The 23278-nt window shown below is 67.1% G+C and carries 26 protein-coding genes, 1 pseudogene and 1 riboswitch; of the genes and pseudogenes, 11 read left to right on the top strand and 16 right to left on the bottom strand.

Annotated elements, in window-relative coordinates:
• The first annotated feature begins 69 nt into the window (after positions 1–69).
• Both VGN66_RS00460 and VGN66_RS00455 read left to right on the top strand, forming a co-directional pair.
• Positions 70–816 carry a FadR/GntR family transcriptional regulator gene (locus VGN66_RS00460; RefSeq protein ID WP_327516907.1) on the top strand — a complete coding sequence of 249 codons (747 nt, stop codon included), beginning with the start codon at positions 70–72 and terminating at the stop codon, positions 814–816.
• Positions 817–825: 9 nt separating this feature from the next.
• Complete coding sequence (locus tag VGN66_RS00455; protein ID WP_327516906.1) at positions 826–1467, top strand: DsbA family protein; 642 nt, start codon at positions 826–828, stop codon at positions 1465–1467.
• Positions 1468–1614: 147 nt separating this feature from the next.
• Here VGN66_RS00455 and VGN66_RS00450 read toward each other — a convergent pair whose 3' ends face one another.
• Entirely contained in the window at positions 1615–2076 is a 462-nt protein-coding gene (locus VGN66_RS00450) for a DUF2721 domain-containing protein (RefSeq protein ID WP_327516905.1), read from the bottom strand.
• An 81-nt stretch (positions 2077–2157) separates the two neighbouring features.
• Between VGN66_RS00450 and VGN66_RS00445 the strand changes: the two genes are divergently transcribed.
• Positions 2158–3270, top strand: a complete 1113-nt coding sequence (locus tag VGN66_RS00445) for a GNAT family N-acetyltransferase (protein ID WP_327516904.1) — start codon at positions 2158–2160, stop codon at positions 3268–3270.
• 142 nt (positions 3271–3412) lie between these two features.
• Here VGN66_RS00445 and egtD read toward each other — a convergent pair whose 3' ends face one another.
• The 5 genes from egtD to VGN66_RS00420 all read right to left on the bottom strand — a co-directional run bounded on the left by egtD (position 3413) and on the right by VGN66_RS00420 (position 7574).
• The gene (gene egtD, locus VGN66_RS00440) at positions 3413–4390 is read right to left on the bottom strand and encodes an L-histidine N(alpha)-methyltransferase (RefSeq protein WP_327516903.1); all 978 of its coding nucleotides are present in this window, start codon (positions 4388–4390) and stop codon (positions 3413–3415) included.
• Complete coding sequence (gene egtB / locus VGN66_RS00435; protein ID WP_327516902.1) at positions 4390–5649, bottom strand: ergothioneine biosynthesis protein EgtB; 1260 nt, start codon at positions 5647–5649, stop codon at positions 4390–4392. Before egtB ends, egtD begins: the two co-directional genes overlap by 1 nt.
• A 44-nt stretch (positions 5650–5693) precedes the next feature.
• Complete coding sequence (locus tag VGN66_RS00430; RefSeq protein WP_327516900.1) at positions 5694–6263, bottom strand: cob(I)yrinic acid a,c-diamide adenosyltransferase; 570 nt, start codon at positions 6261–6263, stop codon at positions 5694–5696.
• Positions 6264–6281: 18 nt separating this feature from the next.
• The gene (locus tag VGN66_RS00425) at positions 6282–6512 is read right to left on the bottom strand and encodes a twin transmembrane helix small protein (protein ID WP_224922952.1); all 231 of its coding nucleotides are present in this window, start codon (positions 6510–6512) and stop codon (positions 6282–6284) included.
• A 75-nt stretch (positions 6513–6587) separates the two neighbouring features.
• Positions 6588–7574 (bottom strand): glutamyl-Q tRNA(Asp) synthetase, encoded by a 987-nt coding sequence (locus VGN66_RS00420; RefSeq protein WP_327517551.1) that lies wholly within the window; start codon positions 7572–7574, stop codon positions 6588–6590.
• Between the two features lie 51 nt (positions 7575–7625).
• Here VGN66_RS00420 and VGN66_RS00415 point away from each other — a divergent pair, with 51 nt between their 5' ends.
• The 3 genes from VGN66_RS00415 to VGN66_RS00405 all read left to right on the top strand — a co-directional run bounded on the left by VGN66_RS00415 (position 7626) and on the right by VGN66_RS00405 (position 9706).
• Positions 7626–8417 (top strand): sterol desaturase family protein, encoded by a 792-nt coding sequence (locus VGN66_RS00415; protein WP_327516899.1) that lies wholly within the window; start codon positions 7626–7628, stop codon positions 8415–8417.
• Entirely contained in the window at positions 8398–8760 is a 363-nt protein-coding gene (locus tag VGN66_RS00410; protein ID WP_327516898.1) for a DUF2141 domain-containing protein, read from the top strand. The genes VGN66_RS00415 and VGN66_RS00410 overlap by 20 nt, the downstream gene beginning before the upstream one ends.
• Before the next feature lie 88 nt (positions 8761–8848).
• The gene (locus tag VGN66_RS00405) at positions 8849–9706 is read left to right on the top strand and encodes a MipA/OmpV family protein (protein WP_327516897.1); all 858 of its coding nucleotides are present in this window, start codon (positions 8849–8851) and stop codon (positions 9704–9706) included.
• Between the two features lie 15 nt (positions 9707–9721).
• Here VGN66_RS00405 and VGN66_RS00400 read toward each other — a convergent pair whose 3' ends face one another.
• Positions 9722–10465 (bottom strand): class I SAM-dependent methyltransferase, encoded by a 744-nt coding sequence (locus tag VGN66_RS00400; RefSeq protein ID WP_327516896.1) that lies wholly within the window; start codon positions 10463–10465, stop codon positions 9722–9724.
• Positions 10466–10528: 63 nt separating this feature from the next.
• Positions 10529–10638, top strand: a riboswitch (TPP riboswitch).
• 33 nt (positions 10639–10671) lie between these two features.
• Here VGN66_RS00400 and thiC point away from each other — a divergent pair.
• The 3 genes from thiC to VGN66_RS00385 are packed head-to-tail and all read left to right on the top strand — an operon-like array spanning position 10672 to position 13797.
• Positions 10672–12546, top strand: coding sequence for a phosphomethylpyrimidine synthase ThiC (thiC, locus tag VGN66_RS00395; RefSeq protein ID WP_327517550.1), 1875 nt, complete (start codon positions 10672–10674; stop codon positions 12544–12546).
• Positions 12547–12577: 31 nt separating this feature from the next.
• A complete protein-coding gene (locus VGN66_RS00390; RefSeq protein ID WP_327516895.1) occupies positions 12578–13144 on the top strand; it encodes a DUF2199 domain-containing protein in 567 nt (188 codons plus the stop codon).
• A 5-nt stretch (positions 13145–13149) separates the two neighbouring features.
• Positions 13150–13797, top strand: coding sequence for a hypothetical protein (locus tag VGN66_RS00385; RefSeq protein ID WP_327516894.1), 648 nt, complete (start codon positions 13150–13152; stop codon positions 13795–13797).
• Between the two features lie 98 nt (positions 13798–13895).
• On the opposite strand, the pseudogene VGN66_RS18735 reads toward VGN66_RS00385, so the two are convergent.
• Positions 13896–14184, bottom strand: a pseudogene (locus VGN66_RS18735) (type II toxin-antitoxin system RelE/ParE family toxin).
• On the bottom strand, positions 14184–14462 hold the full coding sequence (locus tag VGN66_RS00380; protein ID WP_327516893.1) for a type II toxin-antitoxin system ParD family antitoxin: 279 nt from the start codon (positions 14460–14462) through the stop codon (positions 14184–14186). The pseudogene VGN66_RS18735 and the gene VGN66_RS00380 overlap by 1 nt, the downstream one beginning before the upstream one ends.
• 149 nt (positions 14463–14611) lie before the next feature.
• Here VGN66_RS00380 and VGN66_RS00375 point away from each other — a divergent pair, with 149 nt between their 5' ends.
• Both VGN66_RS00375 and VGN66_RS00370 read left to right on the top strand, forming a co-directional pair.
• Positions 14612–14920 carry a LysR family transcriptional regulator gene (locus VGN66_RS00375; protein ID WP_327516892.1) on the top strand — a complete coding sequence of 103 codons (309 nt, stop codon included), beginning with the start codon at positions 14612–14614 and terminating at the stop codon, positions 14918–14920.
• Between the two features lie 301 nt (positions 14921–15221).
• Complete coding sequence (locus tag VGN66_RS00370) at positions 15222–15830, top strand: aspartyl/asparaginyl beta-hydroxylase domain-containing protein (RefSeq protein WP_327516891.1); 609 nt, start codon at positions 15222–15224, stop codon at positions 15828–15830.
• On the opposite strand, the gene virB11 is transcribed toward VGN66_RS00370, so the two are convergent.
• The 7 genes from virB11 to VGN66_RS00335 are packed head-to-tail and all read right to left on the bottom strand — an operon-like array spanning position 15810 to position 23273.
• Positions 15810–16811, bottom strand: a complete 1002-nt coding sequence (gene virB11, locus VGN66_RS00365; protein WP_327516890.1) for a P-type DNA transfer ATPase VirB11 — start codon at positions 16809–16811, stop codon at positions 15810–15812. The two genes, VGN66_RS00370 and virB11, sit on opposite strands and share 21 nt — an antisense overlap.
• Entirely contained in the window at positions 16808–17899 is a 1092-nt protein-coding gene (locus VGN66_RS00360) for a TrbI/VirB10 family protein (protein WP_327516889.1), read from the bottom strand. Before VGN66_RS00360 ends, virB11 begins: the two co-directional genes overlap by 4 nt.
• Positions 17896–18603, bottom strand: a complete 708-nt coding sequence (locus VGN66_RS00355; RefSeq protein ID WP_327516888.1) for a TrbG/VirB9 family P-type conjugative transfer protein — start codon at positions 18601–18603, stop codon at positions 17896–17898. The genes VGN66_RS00360 and VGN66_RS00355 overlap by 4 nt, the downstream gene beginning before the upstream one ends.
• The gene (locus tag VGN66_RS00350) at positions 18600–19388 is read right to left on the bottom strand and encodes a type IV secretion system protein (protein ID WP_327516887.1); all 789 of its coding nucleotides are present in this window, start codon (positions 19386–19388) and stop codon (positions 18600–18602) included. Before VGN66_RS00350 ends, VGN66_RS00355 begins: the two co-directional genes overlap by 4 nt.
• Positions 19385–20647: a type IV secretion system protein gene (locus tag VGN66_RS00345; RefSeq protein WP_327516886.1), complete on the bottom strand. Its 1263-nt coding sequence runs from the start codon at positions 20645–20647 to the stop codon at positions 19385–19387. The genes VGN66_RS00350 and VGN66_RS00345 overlap by 4 nt, the downstream gene beginning before the upstream one ends.
• Entirely contained in the window at positions 20644–23010 is a 2367-nt protein-coding gene (locus VGN66_RS00340) for a VirB4 family type IV secretion/conjugal transfer ATPase (RefSeq protein WP_414713161.1), read from the bottom strand. Before VGN66_RS00340 ends, VGN66_RS00345 begins: the two co-directional genes overlap by 4 nt.
• The gene (locus VGN66_RS00335; protein ID WP_327516885.1) at positions 22989–23273 is read right to left on the bottom strand and encodes a type IV secretion system protein VirB3; all 285 of its coding nucleotides are present in this window, start codon (positions 23271–23273) and stop codon (positions 22989–22991) included. The genes VGN66_RS00340 and VGN66_RS00335 overlap by 22 nt, the downstream gene beginning before the upstream one ends.
• Positions 23274–23278 lie beyond the last annotated feature (5 nt).

Raw genomic sequence — 23278 nt, 5'->3', positions numbered from 1 at the left:
ATAGCCTATTCCAAAATTTAGGCGGGTGGGGCATTCGAAGCGCTGGACCGGATCGAACCGAGGGATTGCATGGCAGAGCGCCGCCTGTTTCAGGAAGTTGCCGAGCGGATTGCCGCGATGATCGCGGGGGGAACCTACCCCCCGGGATCGCGGCTTCCGGGCGAGCGCGAGCTTGCCGAGCAACTCGGCGTCAGCCGCGTGACGATCCGGGAGGCGGAGATCGCACTGCAGGCGCAAGGACTGCTAGCCATCAAGACCGGGTCCGGTGTCTATGTGACTGACGGCAAGGTCACGCTTTCCGACGCGCCGCCGGTAGTCAGCGCGTTCGAACTGACCGAGGCACGCTCGCTGTTCGAAAGCGAAGCGGCGGCGCTTGCCGCATCGACGGTGACCCCGGAAATGCTCGCCCGGCTCGACGAACTGCTCGAAATCATGGGCCGCGACGACAGCGATGATGCCGCCTCGACCGCGGCGGATCAGGAGTTTCACCTGCTGATCGCCTCCGCTTCGGGCAATCAGGCGGTGATCCATGTCATCAAGCAGCTGTGGCGCATGCGCACCGAGATGCCGGAGGTGCGCACCACCTATGCCAGCGTCTGCCAGCATGACGGCCGCACTCGTCAGCGTGAGCATGCTGCGATCGTCGATGCGCTGCGTGTCGGCGATTCGGGCGCCGCGCGCATCGCGATGCGCCAGCATTTCAACCGCCTGCTCGAAGCGATGCTGGACGCGACCGAAGAGCGCGAGATCAGCGAATTGCGCCGCAAATCCGCCGAAAGCCGTGAACGCTTCCTGATGACCGCGCGCTTGCGCTAAGGCGCTGGCATGATCCGTTTTCTCGCCGCCGCCATACTCGCGCTCGCCGCGCCTCTGATCCTCCCCGCCCAGGATGAGGGCGTGTCCGAATCAGGCGACACCCGCCGTCGCGATGCAGCGGAAGCGGTTCGCGAAAAGATCCGCAACGACGTGCTCGCGCCGACCGTCGCGCCGCGCGGCTACGACGTCACCATCGTGGTCTTTTCGGACTACCAATGCGGCTATTGCCGCCGCTTCAGTCCAACGCTCGACGCATTGATGGCCAGCGATGCGAAGGTCCGCGTCGTCTATCGTGACTGGCCGATTCTTGGCGGCGGCTCCGGCCCCGCCGCGCGCGCCGCCATCGCCGCCAGCTTTCAGAAAAAGCATCTCGCCTTCCACCGCGCGCTGATCGCCCAGTCGGGGCGCATCGACACGACCAAGATCCGCGCCGCCGCCGATGCCGCCGGTGTCGACTGGACGCGGCTGCAGCGCGATCAGGTGAAGCACAGGGCGGCGATCGACGCCTTGCTCGCGCGCACCAACGATCATGCCCGCACGCTCGGCCTGTCGGGCACGCCGGGCATGATGGTCGGCCCCTATCTCGTCCCCGGCCTGGTCGATCTCCCCACGCTCAAGCGCGCGGTCGCCCAAGCGCGCGAGCGGCGCTGACTCCATAATCCTCCCCCGCCAGGGGGAGGTGTCAGCGCAGCTGACGGAGGGGAGGAAGGGGATCGGCAAGTGGCTCAAGGGCACAGCCGCCCGCCCCCTCCGACGCCTTCGGCGCCACCTCCCCCTGGCGGGGGAGGATCGTAATTCTCAACCCTCGCGGTCGCGCTCCAGCAATTCCTCGCGGACATGCACTGCCTGCACCGACAGTCGCACTTCGAACAGAAACGCGACCAGCCCGGCCGTCAGCAACAGCATCGACGCGATGAACGCCGCCGCGACGACGACGCCGATGTCGAGATGCACGATCTCCGCCCCAAACAGCAATGCGACGACCAGGCAGATCGCAATCGCACTCGCCACGCACAGCCAGATCGACGTGTTGATGATCGACAGCCGCCGGTCGATCAGCCGCAGCTCCCACACCTGCCGCTCATGTTCCGCGCCGGTCGAAACCGGGTGCAGTTGCTCGAGCTTGCGCGCGCGATCCACGACCCGCGCCATCCGCCCGACCAGCACGTTCAGAATACCGGCGATACCCGCCAGCAGGAACACGGGGGCGATCGATATCTGGATCGTCGCGGCGACGGTGGAGATCATGGGTGCCTGCATCGGGGCGAGCTTATGGTGCGCACCCGCTTCCGCCAAGCGACTTCCACGCTATGGTAACGACTTCGCGATAGACCCGCGCCCATGACGAAGCCGATGCCGCTCGCCGATTTCACGCGCCTGCCGCCGTTGCTGACCGCCAGCATCGGCGATGGCCTCGCGAGCGCGATCGACGCCGTCGCCACATCCGCCGCGCCGACGCATCGCTTCCTGCGCTATGGCTGGTTCGCCGCCGCACTCCACGCTTATGGCGGGGAAGCACGCACGCTGACCGTCGCGCGTGAGGGCGATCCGGTGCTCGCGCTGCCGATGGCTGCGATGGGACCAGCGCCGCTGCGTTTTGCGCAAATCCCCGGCTGCTACTGGCCGTTCCGCAGTTTTCCGGTCGCGCAGGACGTCGGGACCGAGGCGTTCGAGGTCGCGCTCGACCTGCTCGCCCGCCACGCCAATGCGCTGCGCATCGGCCCGGTCTACGACGGCGACCCCGCGCTGGAGGGGCTGCGCGCCGCCGCCGCCACGCGCGGCTGGGTCGCGCTCGACCGCTTCGTCGCCGAAAGTTTCCTGCTCGACATGGCCGCACTACAGGCCGAGGGAACCTGGCCGCGCAACTCGACGCTGCGCAAGAATCGCTTCCACGAAAAGCATCTCGCCGAACATGGCGAACCCGATTGGAGCTTCGTGTCCGGCACGGACTGGACCGCGCCGGCCTTCGACGCCCTCGCCGATATCGAGCGCAAGAGTTGGATCGCCGACCGCACCGACGGCCGCGACGCCAAGTTCACCGAATCCGGCCATGGTGCGTTCTGGCGCGCGGCGGCGCAGGACCCGGTGATCGCGGACATGCTGTGGGCCGCAGTACTCCGCATCGATGGCGAGCCCACCGCCTTCTCGTTCGACCTCAACGCCGGGTCGCTCAAATACGCCATTGCCAACAGCTATGACCCGCGCGTCGCCAAGCACTCGCCGGGGAAGCTGCTCTACTACCGCAACCTCGTCCGCGCGCTCGAGGACGGTATCACCACCGTCGATTGGGGCGCGGGCGACAGCGGCTACAAGCGGGTGATCGGCGCGGACGCCGGCCCCGCGATTCGCGACTGGCTGTTCGTCCGTCCGGGCGTGCCGGGCCTCGCCGCCAAGATGCTGCGCGGACGCTGGCGGGCGAGCGGGAATGCTGCTCCGTCAAACTCCCCTCCCTGAAAGGGAGGGGCAGGGGGTGGGTTTAGCAGCAAGCGAGGCTCGATGCCTCGATTGCTGCTGTTGTGCCGCTCGGTCGGTTGAGTCTTTTGAGCGCGCAGACGCGCGCACTCACCCCTAACCCCTCCCTTCCAGGGAGGGGGAATCAGGGCGCCGTCTCCACCGCGCGTGCTTCCGCGAGATACAGCCCGAACAATCCATCCTCGTCGGTCCACGCCCGCGTCACGGTCCACCCACCCGCAGCCAGCAGCAACCGCGCGTCGCGGTCGCCATATTTATGGCTGTTCTCGGTGTGAATCGTCTCGCCCGCCGCCATCGCAAAGCCGCGCCCGTCAACCTCGAACGCCACCGCGCGCTGTGCCTCAAGATGCATCTCGATCCGCGCGCGATCGTCATTCCACCGCGCGACATGGGCAAAGCTCTCGACCGGGATCGTGCCCGAAAGCTCGGCATTGATCCGCTCGAGCAGGTTCAAATTGAACGCCGCCGTCACACCCTGCGCATCGTCATAGGCCGGGACCAGCACCGCCGGGTCCTTGATCCGGTCGATTCCGATCAGCAGCGACGATCCCTCGCCCAGCGACGTCCGCATCGTCCGCAGCAAATCCACCGCCGCCACCGGCGCCATATTGCCGATCGTCGATCCGGGGAAGAACCCCAGCCGCGCCAGCCCACCGATTCCTGCGGGCAGCTTGAGTGGTTTGAGGAAATCCCCCTCCACCGGCTCGACCGCCATGACCGGAAACTGCGCCGCAATCTCCCGCGCCGAATCGCGCAAAAAGTCGCCCGAAATATCGATCGGCACATAAGCCGCCGGTCGCACCGCGCGCAGCAGCACCGGGGTCTTGACCGACGATCCCGACCCGAATTCGATCACCGCGCCGCCGGTGCCGGTCTCGCGCGCCACCTCCGGGCACACCCGCTCCAGCAACGCCGTCTCGGTCCGCGTCGGATAATATTCGGGCAGCCGCGTGATGTCCTCGAACAACTCCGACCCGCGCCGGTCATAGAACCAGCGCGCCGGAATCGCGCGTGGCCGCGCCGCCAGGCCGTTCAGCACATCGGCGCGAAACGCCGGATCGGCCAAGCCCGCCTGGCCATCCTCGATTTCCTGCTTGAGCATTACAGATCCTTCGCCAGCCGCACGCCGGTGAACTGCCAGCGCTGGTGCGGATAAAAGAAGTTGCGGTAGCTCGCCCGCGCATGGCCGCGCGGCGTCGCGCAGCTTCCGCCGCGCAGAATGAACTGCCCGCTCATGAACTTGCCATTATATTCACCGACCGCGCCCGGCGCGGCGGTGAAACCGGGATAGGGGCGGTACGCGCTGCCGGTCCATTCCCACACATCGCCAAAGAACGCCGGACCCGACGCAGCGGGCCTCGGTTCGACCGGCCCGGCGTGATCGAGCTGGTTGCCGCCCGCCGGGTCATGCCCGCTCGCCGCAACCTCCCATTCCGCCTCGGTCGGCAGCCTTGCGCCGGCCCAACTGGCATAGGCATCAGCCTCAAAGAAACTCACATGCGTTACCGGCGCGGCGGGATCGATCGCGCGCCGCCCGTCGAGCCCGAAGCGGGTCCAGCCACCGTCGCGCTGCTCCCAATAGAGCGGCGCATCGACCCCTTCCGCCTTTACCCACGCCCAGCCATCGGACAGCCAGTGGCGCGGATCGCGATAGCCGCCATCGGCGATGAACGCCGCCCATTCACCATTGGTCACCGTGCGGTCGGCAATCGCGTGGCGGTGCAGCAGCACGCGATGCCGCGGCCCCTCGCAATCGAACGCAAAGCCATCGCCCTGCGCGCCGATCTCGGCAACGCCTTTGGGACCTTCGATCCAGCGCAGCGGCCCCGGCATTTCGACCGGAATCTTGCGCTCACCCGGCCACATCGCCGGCTCGACCGGGTTGCACGAAAACAGGTGCAGAATGTCGGTCAGCAACAATTCCTGATGCTGCTCCTCGTGGTGACACCCGAGCGCCACCAGCGCTAACGCCGCCTCGGGCAAATCCGGCAGCGCGGCGACCAGCGCCGCATCCACCGCCGCGCGATAGTCCAGCACCTCCGCCAGCGACGGCCGCGTCACCATGCCCCGCCGCGACCGCGCATGGCGCTGCCCCTCGGCCTCGTAATAGCTGTTGAACAGAAACGGAAAGCGCGCGTCGTGCAGCTGATAGCCGTCCACGAAATCGCGCAAGACGAATGTCTCAAAGAACCAGCTGGTATGCGCCAGATGCCATTTCGCGGGCGAGGCATCGTCCATCGACTGAACGCTCGCGTCGGCATCGGACAGCGGCGCAACCAGATCGGCAGATAACGTCCGAACCGCGCGAAACCGCGCTTCAAGCGTTGTGCAGCACGCGGCGGGCATCGCCTTCGTTCGCATTTCGTTCTCCTAACCCGAAACGCGACGAGGGTCAAATCCTCAGCTCAGCGATGCGCCCCCGGCGTCCACAGAACGTCGCCACCCGCCGATTGGTTCATTTCGCGCGCAAGGACAAACAACAGGTCGGACAGGCGGTTGAGGTAGATAACCGCCTGCGGATTGATCGACATCGCCATCGCTGCGGCGGTCGCGCTGCGCTCGGCCCGGCGCACGATCGCGCGCGCCAGATGGATCGCTGCAGACGCCGCCGATCCGCCCGGCAGGATGAAGCTGGTCAGCGGCGGCAACGCGCCATTGGCCGAGTCGATCGCCGCCTCCAGCCGCGCGACCTGCGCCGGCACGATGCGCAAGGTCATCTCGCCCGGCGTGAAGTCCTCGCCCGGCGTGGCAAGGTCCGCGCCCAGATCGAACAGGTCATTCTGCACGGTGGTCAGCAGCGGCGCGGGATAGTCCGTCCCGATCGCCGCAATCGCGACCCCGATGGCGCTGTTCGCCTCATCGACATCCCCCATCGCCGCCAGCCGCGCATCATGCTTGGCGACGCGCGATCCATCGACCAGTCCCGTCGTCCCGTCATCGCCAGTGCGCGTATAAATCTTGTTGAGCTTGACCATCGGGCGGGGGTCTCCCCCTTACTTCCCGCTCGCCATCAGCAGCAGCAGCGCGACGATCGCAATCGCGATGCCCTGAAACAGGATGCGCTGCTGCATCGCCTTGTTCGACTTGAGCGCCGACTGGCTCGGCCCTTCGCCCGATTTCAGCTCCGCCTCGGTGACGCGCAGAAACGCGACGATCCCCTTGATCAGGGCGAAGAGGGTGGCCAGCATCGCGGCGACGAGCAAAAGGACAAGGAACAGCTGCATGACAGTAACCTAGTCCTTATCGTGTCCGGATTGAAGCCCTGTACTTGGGTGCAGTCCATGCCCGCCGCGCTTGCCTCAACTGCGGACTTCGCCCCGCCGCAACGCTGCCGCCAGCGCCCGCCCATCCGCTCCCGCTTCGCGCAAGGCGGCGAGCGTCGGTGCGCCATGGCGCTTCGCCAGCCGCGCGCCATCGGGTCCGGTCAGCAGCGCGTGGTGATGATAGTGCGGGACCGGCAGGTCGAGCAGCGCCTGCAACAGCCGGTGGACATGGGTTGCCGCCAACAAATCCTCGCCCCGCACGACATCGGTGACCCCCTGCGCCGCGTCGTCGATGGTCACGGCAAGATGGTAGGACGCCGGCGCATCCTTGCGCGCCAGCACGACATCGCCATGCGCGGCCGGGTCGGCGAGGATGGTGCCGAAACGGCTATCCTCGAACCACAACCCATTCCTCCCCCAGCTTGCTGGGGGAGAGGGACCAGCCGCAGGCTGGTGGAGGGGCCGCCCCGCAGAGGGCGGAATTTTGCCGAGCTGTTCCCGGCGGTCTTTGACCGCCGCCCCTCCACCCCCGCTTCGCGGCGGTCCCCCTCCCCTGAGCGAGCTCAGGGGAGGAATCGACGCCAGCGCCGCCCCCACATCCAACCGCCAACAATGCGGCACACTCCAATCCGGCGCAGCAAGCCTCCGGCACGTCCCCGGATACACCACCCCCTCCGGCCCATGCGGCGCACTCGCGCTCGCGGCGATATCGGCACGCGTGCAGAAACACGGATAGATCAGCCCCCGTGCGCGCAGATCGTCCAGCGCCGCCTGATACGCATCCAGCCGCGAAGACTGGAACAGCACCTCGCCATCCCATTCCAGCCCCAGCCAGTTCAGATCCGCCAGAATCGCATCGACATGCTCCGCCCGGCTGCGCGTCCCGTCGATATCCTCGATCCGCACCAGGAACGCGCCACCCCGCGACCGCGCGAAATCATGCGCCGTAATCGCCGAAAACGCGTGGCCGATATGCAGCCGCCCGGTGGGGCTCGGCGCGAAACGGGTGACGACAGGTGAAATTACGGGTTTCTCCGTTTGTTGCGACGCACCAGTTTCATGTAGAGCGGGTGCATGTGGCTCGCCATCCTCTTGTCGGCACTCGCGATGACGCTGATCGTCGGGGTGCGCTATCTGATCGTCTCGGGCGCCTTCGCCTGGGCAACGCGCGTGCGGCATCCCGGCCTTTATGCCGGGCTCGACCGCCAGATGCGCCGCGAACTGCTGTGGAGCCTCGCCAGCGCCGCCATTTACGGCAGCCCCGCCGGCATCGTCGCCTGGGGCTGGCAGAATCACGGCTGGACGCGGATCTACACCGATGTCTCGGCCTATCCGCTCTGGTATCTGCCGCTGTCGGTGTTCCTCTACCTGTTCGGGCACGACACGTGGTTCTACTGGACGCATCGCTGGATGCACCGCCCGCGGCTGTTCCGCATCGCGCATGCCGTCCATCACGACAGCCGCCCGCCCACCGCATGGGCGGCAATGAGCTTTCACCCGATCGAGGCGCTGACCGGCGCCGTGGTGATTCCGTCACTGGTCTTCGCAATTCCGATTCATGTTGGCGCATTGGGCTTGGTGCTTGGAATCATGACCGTTATGGGTGTGACCAATCACATGGGGTGGGAAGTATTTCCGCGGGTGATGTGGCGGGGGCCACTGGGGGCGTGGCTGATCACCGCGAGCCATCATCAGCGGCATCATGAGCAATATGGGTGCAACTATGGTCTCTATTTCCGCTTCTGGGACCGGCTGTGCGGCACCGACCGGGGGATTGGCGATTTCCAGAAAGCACATGCTCGCGCTGCTGCCCGCAGCCCTTCTGCTCCTCCCGGCGGCCTCGCCGGTGGGCAGCTTCGACCTTGAGGTCACTGGCCTTCGCAATGCCAAGGGCGTGCTGCAGATCTGCCTGACCGCGCGGCCCGACAGCTTCCCCGACTGCAAGGACGATCCCCGCGCGATCTCGCGGACGATCTCCGCTGGGCATCCCGCAACCCGATTCGAGGGGCTGGCGACCGCGACCTATGCCGTCGCGGTGATCCACGACGCGAACAGCAACAAGAAACTGGACACGATGATGGGCATCCCCAAGGAAGGCTTCGGCTTCAGCCGCAACCCCGTCATCACCTTCGGCCCGCCCAAGTTCAAGGCGGCCTGCTTCCCGCTGGATGGCGCGAAGCAGCAGGTGAAGATGAAGTATATGCTTTAGGGCCATCGCCCAGCCCGTTTATGGGGCCATGCATCCATTTCCGCAGTGCAGCGTTGCGCCCCTGAAACAGGTTCAGGGAATCACCTTCATGCGTATCCGCGTTCTTTCCGCCTTCCTCGCTGCCACCCTCGCCACGCCTGCGCTGGCGCAGGATGATGCCCCGACTCCCGAACAGGCGGAAGCCGCACAAGAGGGCCGCGCGCGCCTCACCGTCGCTGTCGGCGGCGTGTGGCTGCCGGACTATGAGGGCTCGGACGACAATCGCTGGATCCCGGCGCCCGCTGCCAACGGCACCGTCGCAGGGATGAGCTTCACCGTGCTTGGCAACCGCGCCAGCCTCGACGTGATCCCCGATGTCGCGGGCAAGGACTGGAACTTCCAGCTCGGCCCGGTCGCGGTCATCAACTTGAACCGCACCAACCGCGACGCGATCAAGGATCCCCGCGTCGCCGCATTGGGTGAGATCGATACGGCGGTCGAGGTCGGCGGCTATGTCGGCCTCGGCAAGACCGGGATCATCCACGACTTCGACACGCTGTCGGTCAGCCTCAGCTACCGCCACGACGTGACCAAGATCCACCGCAGCGGCGTCTTCACCCCGTCGGTCAACTACACCACCCCGCTCAGCACCAAGGCGCTGGTCTCGCTGTTCGCTTCGGCGGAAATCGTCGAGGACCGCTACGCCCGCACCTATTTCGGCGTCACCCCGGCCGGCAGCATCGCCAGCGGCCTCCCCGCCTTTCGCCCTGAGGGCGGACAGAAGGACATCACCGTCGGCGGCATGTTCACCCATGCGATCACCGGAAACCTGACCAAGGGCCTCGCGCTGGTCGCGGGCGGCACCTACAAGAAGCTGGTCGGCGACTTCGCGGACAGCCCACTCGTCAGCATCGCCGGAACGCGGCATCAGTGGACCGCCGGCGCAGGGCTGGCGCTGACCTTCTGAGGCGGACAGCCTGGGTCAGCAGCGTCGGAAGATGCGCGCGATGCTGGGCCGCGGTTCGATGCGATTGCCGTCGCGATCGAACCGCGGATGTTTGGACCGCGCATTGCCTTCGACCGCCACCGGCTCCAGCGGCAGATCGCCGATCGCGTCCTCGACCCGGTACAGCGCATGTTCGACGATCAGCAGTCCGCCCGGCGCCAGCTGCCCCGCCAGCATGCGGATGGCGTCCGCGAACGGCGCGAACGGGTAGTGCGCGGCGATATTGGTCATCCCCCGCGCGTCAATCTCGTGTGGCCGCCGCGTGAACACCGCCATGGCAAAGATCGCGTCATAGGGGCCGTGCGCCGCGATCCGCTCCGGCGTCGATTCCACGAAGTGCCGCTGCGCATCGGCGGGCAGTTTCCGGCAGGCCCGCAACAGCACCGGGTTGATCTCCGCCCCGACCAGCACCGCATCGGGGAAATATCCGCGTAGCGACACCACTTCCTCGCCCGCCGCACAGCCATAGGACAGGATGCGCGGCGCGCTCCGTCCCGCCAGCAACTGCTGCGTCAACCGGAACAATGCGGCATAGCGATCGGGAAAGCTCAGGCTCACATCCTGATGCACCGCCCCGCCATAGCGCCACCGCGTCCACAGCTCCGACCGCGCCCGCCCGCTCAGCAGCAGGCTACGCACCCGCCCGGCGCGGAGCTTCAGCCACAATGCGCGGGGTGCCAGCGGGGTCGGTGGGCGGTCGCGCTCCATCGCGCGGTTCATGGCGCGTCCCGCCCGGCCGGTCAAACCCGCCCCTTTCCCCGCGCTCAAGAACCGCGTAGGACTCCGCCATCCCCGGGGGAGCGCCGATCCGCGCTTGAGAGGAGGGCAGGAGCCTTCGACCCGCTGAACCTGATCCGGTTGACACCGGCGTAGGGAGGGAGCGGCCCGCATCCATGGTCCGTTTCCTCCGCTTGGAGAGGAACATCATGGCCGACAATCCGCAGCACCCTGAACTCAAGGTCACCACCGGCGCCATCCGCGGTTCGACCAAAATCCATGTCGGCCCGCGCAAGGTGGCGATGCGCGAAATCCATCTCGAACCATCCAGCGGCGAACCGCCCGTCCGCGTCTACGACACCAGCGGCCCCTACACCGACGCCAACGCCCGCATCGACATCATGGCCGGGCTGCAGGAGCTCCGCCGCGACTGGATCCGCCAGCGCGGTGACGTCGAAGAGGTCGCCCAGCGCGAGGTAAAGCCCGAGGATAACGGCCAGCTCGGCCCCGACCGCAGCGGCGGCGTCCAGCCCTTCCCCAATGTCCGCAAGACCGTGCTGCGCGCCAAGCCCGGCATGAACGTCAGCCAGATGCACTATGCCCGCCGCGGCATCATCACGCCCGAAATGGAATATGTCGCCACCCGCGAAAATCTCGGCCGCCAGATGCTCGCCGAATATGTCCGCGACGGCGAAAGCTGGGGCGCGGAAATCCCCGATTATGTGACCCCCGAATTCGTCCGGGACGAGGTCGCCCGTGGCCGCGCGATCATCCCCAACAACATCAACCACCCCGAATCCGAACCGATGGCGATCGGCCGCAACTTCCTGGTCAAGATCAACGCCAATATCGGCAACTCCGCCGTCGCCAGCGACGTCGCGGCTGAGGTCGACAAGATGGTGTGGGCGATCCGCTGGGGCGCCGACACGATCATGGACCTGTCGACCGGCCGCAACATCCACGACACCCGCGAATGGATCCTGCGCAACAGCCCCGTGCCCGTCGGCACCGTCCCGATCTATCAGGCGCTGGAGAAAGTCGGCGGCATCGCCGAAGAGCTCACCTGGGAAATCTTCCGCGACACGCTGATCGAACAGGCGGAGCAGGGCGTCGATTATTTCACCATCCACGCCGGCGTGCGCCTGCCCTATATCCCGCTGACCGCCAAGCGCGTCACCGGCATCGTCTCGCGCGGCGGATCCATCATGGCGAAATGGTGCCTCAGCCACCACCGCGAAAGCTTCCTTTACGAGCATTTCGACGAGATCACGGAGATCTGCAAAGCCTATGACATCGCCTATTCGCTCGGCGACGGCCTGCGCCCCGGCTCCATCGCCGACGCCAATGACGAGGCGCAGTTCGCCGAACTCTACACGCTGGGTGAACTGACCAAGCGCGCGTGGGAACAGGATGTTCAGGTGATGATCGAAGGCCCCGGCCATGTGCCGATGCACAAGATCAAGGAGAATATGGACAAGCAGCTGCAGGCATGCGGCGAAGCCCCCTTCTACACGCTCGGGCCGCTGACCACCGATATCGCGCCGGGCTATGACCATATCACCAGCGGCATCGGTGCCGCGATGATCGGCTGGTACGGCACCGCGATGCTCTGCTACGTCACGCCCAAGGAGCATCTGGGCCTCCCCGACCGCGACGACGTCAAGGTCGGCGTGGTGACCTACAAGCTAGCCGCCCACGCCGCCGACCTCGCCAAGGGCCACCCCGCCGCCAAGGTCCGCGACGACGCGCTAAGCCGCGCCCGCTTCGAATTCCGCTGGCGCGACCAGTTCAACCTGTCGTTGGACCCGGATACGGCCGAGCAGTATCACGACCAGACGCTACCGGCGGAAGGCGCCAAGACCGCGCACTTCTGCTCGATGTGCGGCCCGAAATTCTGCTCGATGAAGATCACGCAGGAAGTGCGCGACTTCGCGGCGAAGCAGAATCAGGGTGCGGATGCCTTCATCGCGGCGCAGCCGGTAGATGCTGCCGAAGCGGAGGAGGGCATGGCTCAGATGAGCCGCGTCTATGACGAAATGGGCCGGGAGTTGTATTTGGGTGCGGGCGGACGAGAGCACGATTGATCCGGACCGACGCATCGGCATAGCTTAGCGCATGAGCTGGTTCCGCCGTGCAAAGCCCGCCAATCCATTCGCAGGAAGCTGGGCCTGCGCAGGGTGCGGCGAGGTCCATCAGGGAATGATGGACCTCGCAGCCCTCGCGCCGGATCCGTGGTCGCATGAGCGGATACAGGAACCGAACAGCGCCGTGCGGTTGGACGGCGACTTCCTGTCCGAAGATTTCTGCGTGATGTCCGGCCGTCATTTCTTCGTCCGCGCCGTGCTGGAAATTCCGGTTCACGGACAGGCAGAGAAGTTCGGCTTCGGCTGCTGGTCCACGCTATCGCGCGCGAACTTCGAGAAATATCTCGACGGCTTCGACAACGCCAATTTTGCTGACTGGGGTCCCTGGACCGGCTGGCTGTGCAACCAGCTTGAAACCTATATCGGCACCGACCCCGAGGGTGTCCACGTCCACCCCCAGCCAGACCGCCAGCGCCCCACGTTACGTGTTGCGAACCCGGACCACCGCCTGGCAATCGATCAGGAGCAGGGGATCAGCGTTGAGCGTCTGTGGGAGATATTGCGCTTCTATGGGCACGCGCCGGCGAATCGGGGATAATCGGAATGGCGGCCACAGGCGCTACTTTCCCACAGATCGATAGCGATCTGTCACTGGGCACGGGCGGGCGCGCACCCGTTGGCGGCGCTTACTCAGCGAGCGGCGGGTGGCTCTCGGCTCGAAATTTCAATACGCGTATTTTGTGTGTTTTGATGGAACGGGGGATGTGGATGATGAAGCGCTTTGGCGTCTCGGTGCTGTGTGTGGCACTTGCTGGTTGCTATTCTCAACATTCGCTGCCGAGTGCAGGTGAGCCGGTGGCATCAATGACCTTTTTGAAGTCATACGACAATCGATTCGGTCAGATTGCCGGTGCAAGCCAATCCTATCTTTCGATCGAGGGTGATTCCTGCAAATCCCTGACGAAATTTGCCCTGTTTGGGTGGTCGGACGGTGCAAGCAAAACTAGGCCAATACGGGCGGGTGAGCGCATTACCGTTTATGGTGAGATAAGCGAAACACTGGCAAGCGGTGCGGTAAGCTCAACCGTCGGTACATGCGTTTCAGGCGCTTCGTTCACGCCGATTGCCGGTGAGGCCTACTCTATCCGTCAAATTTTCAATGCGCCGAACAGCTGTAATATCGAGATTGTCGATAAATCGGGGGCTAGGCCGGCTGACTATAGAGCTATCGATGTGCCGCGTTGCGGGTAACAGTTGTGCGGCGAGGTGCGCAGCGATCTGCTCGTCACCCACGGTGATCCACAGGGGGTAATCGATAGTCTCGGGCTACCGTCTTTCGGCCCGATGTCCTACTCCCCCCACAACCCGCCAACCTCCCGCGCCCCGTGCACAAAGCGCACAATCTCCACCCGCTCGCCGCTCACACGATACAGCACCAGATACCGCCCCACGACCAAGCTCCGCCCCTGCGCCAATCTCCGGCCGCGCCATCCCGCGCATCGGAAAGTCGCGCAGGCTCAGCGCCGCCGCCGTCAGCCGCCGCACATGGCGAGCGGCCGCCTCGCCGTCGTCCTCCGCGATCCAGTCGTAAATGGCATCGAGGTCGCGATCCGCGCTCGGCAGGATCGCGACGCGCATCAGGCGGCGTCCGGTCTGCCCCGCCGCCGTGCCTCGCCGCGTGCGATCACGCGATCGGCCCAGTCGTCCGGTGCATCGACCGCCCGGCCGCTCGCCAGCCCCTCGTCCCAGGCGGCGCGCAGCCGGGCGATCTCGTGCGCCCTGGCCGTCTCGCGCTCCTCGTCGCGCCGGATCAGGTCGCGGACATAGTCGCTGGTGCTGCTGTACCGCCCCTCGGCCACGCGCGATTCCGCCCAACCCTTGAGCGTGTCGGGGATCGAGATGTTCATCTGCGCCATACGACCAGTATAGAGTTTTGCGCTAATCTTGCCAAGCAGCGCGGCGCCCCCCCCTGACGGATGCCCCCGCGCCACACCCCGCCCAAAATCCATCCAACACACCCCGCCACCTCTGTCCTACACGCGCGCAATCCGCTTCATCCTGTCGGATGACCCAGCAAACCCCACCCGTCCGCGCGCACTGGACCCCGGCCAGGCAGCGCGTCTTCCTCGCCGCGCTTGTCGAAACCGGCAGCATCGCTCGGTCTGCGCGTGCCGCCGGCATGTCGCGGTCCAGCGCGCATGCGCTGCGCAATCGCCTGACCGGCACGCCGTTTGACTATGCGTGGAGCCGTGCGCTCGAACTGCATGCGGCGCGGCTCGCCGATCCCTTCGGCCCCGATCCGCTCGCCCCGCGCGACCCCGCCGCGCCCCGCGCGCCAGCGTCCGCCCCCGTCGCATCGCAGCCGCGTCGCTGATGCCCCGCCGTCGCCTCCTGTCGACGATCAGTCGCCCACCGGTCCTCTGGCGGCCAAATCCCGTCGTGGCGCGGTCGCGCACCCGTCGCATGAACGTCGCGCGTCCGTTGCGCCTGTGTCGCGAAGCTGTCGCGTCCCGGGCGCTTCGTGGGTGTCATTCCGTCCTGTTGGCCCGCAACCCGCGTGTTTTCGTCAGCTTCGCCGGAAGGTGTCAGGCGCGACCCTCAGGTTCCGCGTGTCCCGCCGCGCACCGCGCGCTGATCCGGCTTGCACCCGCGCCGGGCGGCGCTAACCTCGCGTGATGCTCGATCAGGTCATCCGATCCGCGCCCCCCGAAGGGCAGCTGCCCGACCGGCTGCGGCTGCCCATGGGGTTCGACGTCGATCGGCTGCGCGCCGATCTCGACGCGGTCGATCGCGACTGGATCGACCATCTGGTGAAGCAGAATTACGAGGGCAATTGGTCGGTCCTGCCGCTGCGCCACACTGCCGGTGCGACGCATCCGGTGATGATGATCTATTCCGATCCCACCGCGACCGAGTTCGTCGATGGCCCGCTGCTTGGCGCGACCCCCTATTTCCGCGAGGTGCTGGCGGCCTTCCAATGCCCGCTGACCGTAGTGCGGCTGATGCGGCTGACCCCGGGATCGGTGATCAAGCCGCATTACGACCACGACCTCGCCGCCGAACATGGCGTGGCGCGGCTGCACATCCCGATCACCACCAACCCCGATGTCGAATTTCTGCTCAACGGCACGCCGGTGACGATGGCGCCGGGGGAGGCGTGGTATCTGCGCCTCATGGACACGCATTCGGTCGTCAATCGCGGCACCAGCGACCGGGTGCATCTGGTGATCGACGCGCTCGTCGATGACTGGCTGGGCGAAATGTTAGCGGCCAGCGCCGGGTAGCAGCACTTCGGCAACCCGCCGCCGCCCGCCGACGCGTTCGAGCTGCACGAATACATCGATGGTCGAGCGCACATAATGCGTCACGTCCTCCCGGCTCAGCCGCGTGCCGCGCTGGAGGATCAGCAAGGCGATCTGCTCGACCGCCGCCTCGGCGCTGTTGGCATGGACCGAACTCAGCGATCCGGGATGGCCGGTGTTGATCGCACGCAAAAAGGCATAGGCCTCCTCGCCGCGCAACTCGCCCAGGATGATCCGGTCCGGCCGCATCCGCAGCGACGCCCCGAGCAGGTCATCGGCGGTAACCCGCGCCTCCCCCAAATCGCCACGCGTCGCCAGCAAGCCGATCGCATTGGCATGGCGCAGATGCAGCTCCGGCGTATCCTCGATCACGATCAGCCGCTCGACGGGAGCAACCTCACGCAGCAGGGCATTCAGGAACGTCGTCTTCCCGGTCGAGGTGCCGCCGGAAACCAGGATATTGCGCCGCGACCGCACCGCCTGCCGCAGCATCGCAGCGAGGTCTCCCGCCTCGAGCAGTGCGGCCAACTCGGCAATCCCCTCATCCCCATGCAACGCGCTGCCACGCCGCGTTCCGTCGAACGCACCCGCAGCAGCGTAATCGTCGAGCCCCAGATCGGCCGAGACATGCTTGCGGATCGCGATCGCCATCCCGCCACGCGTCGCGGGTGGCGCGATCACCTGAACGCGTGCGCCGTCGGGCAGGGCGGCAGACAGCAGCGGGTGCGCGCGGCTGATCCCCTGATGCGTCAGCGCCGCAACCTGCCGCGCCAGCCGTTCGAGCGCGGTTTCGGTGAGGTCCGGCGCATCGTGCCGCTCGCTCGCTCCACCCAGCGTCTCGACCCAGATTTCACCCGGCTGGTTGACATAGATGTCGGTGACGTCGGCGCGGTCGAGAAACGGCGCAAGCGGCGCCAGATAGGCGCGCAGATAGACGCCCGCCGCCGGCGGCTCGGCGGTCATCGCGGGTTCCCGACCCCGGTAAAGTCGAGGTCGCGCGTCACGAACACCGCGATCGTCGTGCCCGGCCGCACGCTCAGCGTCGGGGCGGGGCCATTCTGCCCGCTGGTCGCGCTCGACGCCGAGTTTGGTAGCGCCAGCAACACCGACCCGTTTGCGGGGCGCGTGGCGAGGTTGACGCCGATGTCGAGCGCCGACTGGAGCAAGGCCGGGAAAATCCGCTGGAGCAAATGCGAATTGACCTTGGCGCGCACGCCATTGCGCCCAACCGCATCGGTGGCAGGGGACCCAATCGCGATAGTCACGCCGTCCGGTCGCACCAGGCGGCTCCAGTTGATGATCGCGCGCTTCTGCCCAGCCTCGGCCCCGCCGGCATAGTCGCCGGTCAGGCGGCTGCCGCGCGGGATCAGGACGCGAGTTCCGTCGAAACTGCGCACGTCGCGCGACACGATCGCGCGGGCGAAGCCGGCCTTGGTTGAATCGAAGCCGGTTTCGAGCACGGCGGGGATCAGCGTCCCCTGCGCGATGGTGGTCGATCGGTTGGCGAGCGACCCAGCGGTCACACGTGTCCCGGGCGCCTGCGCGCCGGCTGGCGTATCGGCGGATGCGACCGACCGACCGTCATCCTGCGGCCCCGACCGGTCGAGCACCAAAGCACCGGGCGCAGTAGCGCTCGGCTCTGGCATCGGCGGCGGGGGCAAGGGTTGCTGATAGACCGGCGGCGGCGGCTGGGGAATGAACTCGGGGCGCTGCTGACGCATCGGCGGCTGGGGCAGCACAAATGGAACGGTCTGCGGCGCTGCGGCGACCGCGACCGGCGGCGCGGACGCCTCTGCGACAGGCGCGGGCGGAATATAAAGCGGCGGCGGCTCGCGCAGTGCGGTCGGCGCGTCGGCACTGCGGGTGACGGCGGGCGCCTGCAACGCGGTGCGGCGCGATTCCAGCGCGACGAACAGCAGGATGGCGGCGAGTCCCAGCCCACCGCCCAGTATCAGCGTCGACGGCCCGCGCGGCGCGGCACCGACCAGCGGGCGGACGTCGCCCGCCGTGCGTACTGCAGGATCACGGCGCGGATCGCCAACCGCGCTCACCGGCGGTCTCCGGATGCAGCGGGCATGCGCAGCGCCGTCGCAACGCGTCGGTCCTGACGGAAGATGAACTTGCGCGCGATGCGATCGACCACGATGCGCCCGTCCCGCACCTGTCCGGTGGCGAGCACTTCGGCGCCATCGTCTCCGACCGCGTAGATCGCCGGCAGCGTTGCGCTCGCCGGCCATTCGATCTCGGTCTGTACGCCGTTATCGGCCATCGCGCTCGGGCGGAGCAGCTTGTCGCCGCTCAGCCGGTAGCGTCCGGCGGTCACCGCCTCGGCTGCCTCCGCCGCGCCGGTTGCGGCCAGCGGTGCGCTGTCGGGATAGGTGAAGCGCACCGCAAAGGGCAGCGTCTCCATCGGGCCGTATGCGGGGACCAGTTCGAACGCGTACATGCGCACATCGGTGATCACGACCATGTTGGTGGTGACCCCGGCGCTCAGCGGCTTGATGAACAGATAATCGCCGCGCTTGTTCGCGCTCGCCTGCCACGCCCCGCCATCGCCCAGCGCGATGCTTTCGATCCGTTCATCGGGGTTGAGCGCCACGGTGATCTGATATCCGGGCGCCGCCTGAAGCTGGACCACCTGATCGGGCGCGAACACCACCGTCTGCACGCGCGGATCGCCCGGCCCCGGCTGCGGGCGCACCTGTGCCATAGCCGGCGGCGCGGCGAGCAGCAGCAGTGCGGCGACCCACTTCATCGTGTCACCTGAGCGGTGGGAGAGGGGGCGGGCGTTGCGGCGAGCGGCGACGGTGCGGCCGCCTGCGCTGCCCCGACCGGCGCTGCCGTCACCGGAGCGGGTGCGGGCAGCGCCTCGGCGTTGCGGGCATAGTGCGACACGGTGAAGCCGAGCGGGTTGATGAAGCGATCTTCGAGCTTCATCGGCTCGCCGGCGTAGCGGTAGCGGATTACCGCGACCCAATGCTGCGCCGGGGCGGTCTGGCCGCCCGCGTCGCGCCGTTGCGTCTCGAAGCGCACCAGCGCCGATCCGGTGCCGAGCGGCGAGACGCTCTTCACGCGGGTTTCCACCAATGTGCTGCGCGGCAGGCTGGCGAGCGGGCTTTCGGGGTTCGATGCCTGCACCGACGCGATGTAGCGGCTGCGTGCGCGACCCTCCGACCACAGCACGACGTGGCGGTAGTTGTGCTGGAGCGCGTCGATGTCGAAGCTCTCGCGCGCGATCACATATTGCACCAGAAACGCCTGGGTCAGCGCCGTGTCGGGCGCGATCTTGTCCGGATTGATCGGGCTGAGTTGCTGGACATACCCGGTCTGGCGATCGACCAGCAGCGTCCGCGTCTCGACCGTCTTGAGCGGCAGCATCACCACCAACGCGATTGCCACGACCAGCGCGACCGCAACGGCGACGGCGGCGATGATCCACGCGAGCCGCTGCGACCGGTCGAGCCGCGCCTCGCGGTCCGCGGCCCAGCTTCCGCCCTCCCGGTAATAGGCGTCGAGCGCCGCGCGTGTCTTTTGCTTCATTTCGTCTCATCCCGGCGCCCGGCGCTGGCTGTAACACGATTGCGCGACCGGCGCGCGGCCCGCTGGCCCAATGGCGGCGGCGCGTTGGGCGCCTGCCCCTGAACGAGCCGCGCACCGGGGTTGGTCCGCGCCGGTGCCGCCATCGCCTGGACCGCCGCAGCAGTGATCGGAGCCGCCCCGCCCGATTCGCGCCGCTGCGTCGCGATTACCGCGTCGGCGACCGCCGCCGCGCGCGACCGCTCGACGGCGGGCTCACCGGCTGGTGCATTGCCGGCGCCGCGCCCCTGAAACAGCCGCTCGACCTCTCGGTTGAGCCGCTCGGGTGCCGCGCGCCAGGTTTCGGGCAGGCGCAGCCCGGTGGCGACCTTCAGCGCCAACAGGATCGTGCCGAACATCGCCAGTGCGAAGATCGCGGTCACTGCCATCAGCTCGACCGGCGCGCCCGCGATGGTCTGCTCACCCGCGCGACGGGCCACCAGGCTCGCCACCCAGGGTTCGAGCAGCGCCAGTTCGATGCCGAGCAGAATCGCGACGCCAAAGCTCGCGATCATCGTTCCCATCAGCCCGCGCAGCCACCCGGCAAACCAGCCGCGCGTCGCGTCGAACAACAGAAAGGCGACGAAGATCGGCCCCAGCGCCAGCAGGATCGCTGCGGCAAAGCGCAGCATCACGATGCCGCCCAATGTCGAAATCAGGAACAGGATGCGCGACGCGGCGAGCGCGATCGGTTCGATCACCCCGACCGGATCCTGGCTATTCTCAACCACCAATTCGTTGCGGCCGTTGATGTTGCGCTGGCGCATCACCTGTTGCTGGCCCTCGCGCTTGCCGACACCCGCTTCACCGAGCTGCGCGAGCCCGCGATCGACATAGCCGATCCGCGCGGCGCGATCGCCCAGCGTGCCGGGCAGCCCTGCCGCACCGCCGACCTCGGCAACCAACTCACCCGGCGCGCCGAACACCAGATCATGCGCGAGCGGGCGATAGGTCGCCCAGCTCGTCGCCAGCGCCAGAACGATCCCGACCTTGGCCAGCGCAACCACGCCGTCGCGCATGCCGGGCGTTTCGCCCAGCAGCATGCGATAGCCCCAGACCGCGACGAACAGCGTCAGCATGCCGGTCAGCAACAGCGACGCGCTCGACCCCGGCGTGGCCAGCGCCTGATAGCCCAACGTCGCGACCGCGCGGGCGTGGCAGTCGGCCGCGCCCAGCATGCTCACGACGAATGCCTCGCCCTCAACGATGCCGGGGCAGGTCATGCAACCTCCATCAGGCGCGGCAGCCAGTCGGCGGGATCGTCGCCATGTTCGGCGCGGATCGTGTCGAGCAGGCGCACGGTACGCTCGCGCCCGGACAGCACGGTCAGGATTTCCTGCTCGCCCGACAAATCGAGCCGCGCGACGACACTCTCGGCGCCATGCTTGATCAGGAAGCAGCGGGCATTGTCGGGCAGGGCGCGGATCAGTTCGAACTCGTGCGGCGTCAGGCCGAAGCCGTCGACATAATCCGCCGCGCGCGCCTTGGGGTTTGCCATGAAGATCTGGGTCGCGGCCTGCTCGATGATCGCGCTGGCGATGCGGCTTTCCAGCGCGTCCTGCGCGCTTTGGGTGGCGAAGCCGACGATCCCGTTGCGTTTGCGGATCGTCTTTTCCCAATCCTTGATGCGCCGCACGAACACGTCGTCGTCGAGCGCCTTCCACCCCTCATCCACCACGATGATCGCGGCGGACCCGTCCAGCCGCTCCTCGACCCGCTGGAACAGATACATCATCGCCGGGGTGCGCACGGCGGGATCGTCCAGGATTTGCGTCATGTCGAACCCGACCGCCTCGGCAGTCAGGTCGGTGGTGTCGGTTTCATTGTCGAACAGCCAGGCGCGCTCACCGTCATCCCACCACGGGCGCAGCCGCGACCACAGGTCCGCGCCATGCGGCCGCTCACCCCCGCGCAACAGCTCGACCAGATGGCGCAGGCGGCGGTTCGCGCGCGGCTGGTCGAAATTGGCGTCGAGCGCGTCCTTCAGCCGCGCTGCCTCGTCGATATCGACCCCGCCCGCCAGCTGGGCGAGCCAGTCGGCGAGAAACTGGCGATGCTCGGCGGTGTCGTCGAGCTGCAACGGGTTGAGCCCCGATGGCACGCCGGGACGCAGCACGTCATACTGCCCGCCGATCGCGCGGATGAACAATTCCGCGCCACGATCCTTGTCGAAGAACACGATGCGCGGACGGAACTTGCGCGCCTGGGCGAGCAGGAAGTTGAGCACCACGGTCTTGCCCGATCCGGACGGGCCGATGACCGTGAAATTGCCGAGATCGCCATGGTGGAAGTTGAAATAATAGGGACCGGCGGCGGTCGTCTCGAGCAGCGTCACGGCATCACCCCAGTGATTGCCGCTCGCGCTGCCGACCGGGAAGTTATGCCCGCTCGCCAGCCCCGCGAAGTTGCCGGTCGAGATCAGCCCGCGCCGGGCGATATATTTGAAGTTGCCGGGAAATTGCGCCCAGAAAGCAGGTTCGAGCGCGATCTCCTCGCGCACCGCAATGATGCCGAGGTCGGACAGGGCGGCCTGCACTTCGGCGACACCCTGATCGACCGCCTCGGGCGATGCGCCGCGCACCGCGACGGTCATGTGATGCTCGCCAAGCCCGGCGCGCCCCGCCGCAACCTCGTCCTTCGCCTCGCCCAGTTCGGCGCGCAGGCTCACCGCCTCGTCCTCCGCCGAGCGCATCCGCCGCAGCGCAAGGTTCATCTTCGACAGCGCCGCCTGACGATCGACAAAGCCGAAGCTGTGGGTGACGGTCAGCTCCAGCGGCAGACGCAGCAGATCGTCGAGCATTCCCGGCGCGGTCTGCCCCGGATAATCCTTGATCGACACCATGCCGACGAAATCGGTCCCGCTCCCCGCCGCCGGGGACAGCTCGATCGCATTCTGGCCAAAGCTCACCCGGCGATAGGGGAGATATTCGCCCAGATCCTGCATTGGCAGCAGCACCGGGCGCAGCTCGCCATTGTAGAGCGTCGAGAGGAATTCGAGCGGCTCGGACGCCGGACCCTGCGGCGTTTCATAGACCGACAGGAGGCGCGGCCCATAGGCCGAAAGCGCCGCGAACAGCGCCTCGCGCGCCTCGTTCAACTCGCGCAGATCCTGCGCGCGCGCCGCCTCCGCCTCGACCCCGCTCAGCCCGCCGCGCAGCCGGTCGAGCAGGCCGATCCGTCCCTGCAGCGGGCGGCGCACCAATGTCAGGAACAGGTCATTGGTGTAGAGCTGCTTGCGCGCCAGCCGGCTGCGCCACGCCGCGTCCAGCCGCTCGGAGAAATCGTCGGGGAAGTCCCCCGCCAGACCCGGCTCGACCCGCTGGCGCACGATATGGTGATAGACCGCAAAGCGTGACGATCCGATCGCCTGCAACGTCGCATCGCGCAGTCGTTTGCGGTAATTGATCTCCTCGCTGTCCGCCGTTTCGAACAACAGCCCGCCGATCTGGATGACCTGCATCAGCATGCCGTCGCGCGTCGCGATGGTGACGTCGTCGACATGGCGCGCATAGGGCAAATGCCGCCCCGCGCTCGCCTCGCGATCGATCACCCGCCGGTCGCGGGTCAGGGCCGGTAGGAGTTGCACCGCCAGATCCGGTAATTGGGGACGCGCGGACAGCGGCTTGCCCGGGTGATCCACAGGTCGAAGAAACGCGGCTCGCGCAGGCACGCCAGCATGCCCGTGCCATGGATCGCCACGGCGGCGATCAGCACCCACACCGACCGAAAGATCAGGAACAGCTCGGTCGCCAGTACCGCATTGGCGATGAACCAGGTATAGGTAACGCCCGCAAACATCTGCGGCCGCGTCAGCGCGACGAACACGGTGTCGCGGTCAAGACCGGTCATTCAGA

It is taken from the genome of Sphingomonas sp., assembly GCF_035998645.1.
In the GTDB taxonomy this organism is placed as follows: Bacteria; Pseudomonadota; Alphaproteobacteria; order Sphingomonadales; family Sphingomonadaceae; genus Sphingomonas.
The sequence above is the reverse complement of the archived record's forward strand: the minus strand, read 5'-3'. Positions and strand labels throughout refer to the sequence as shown.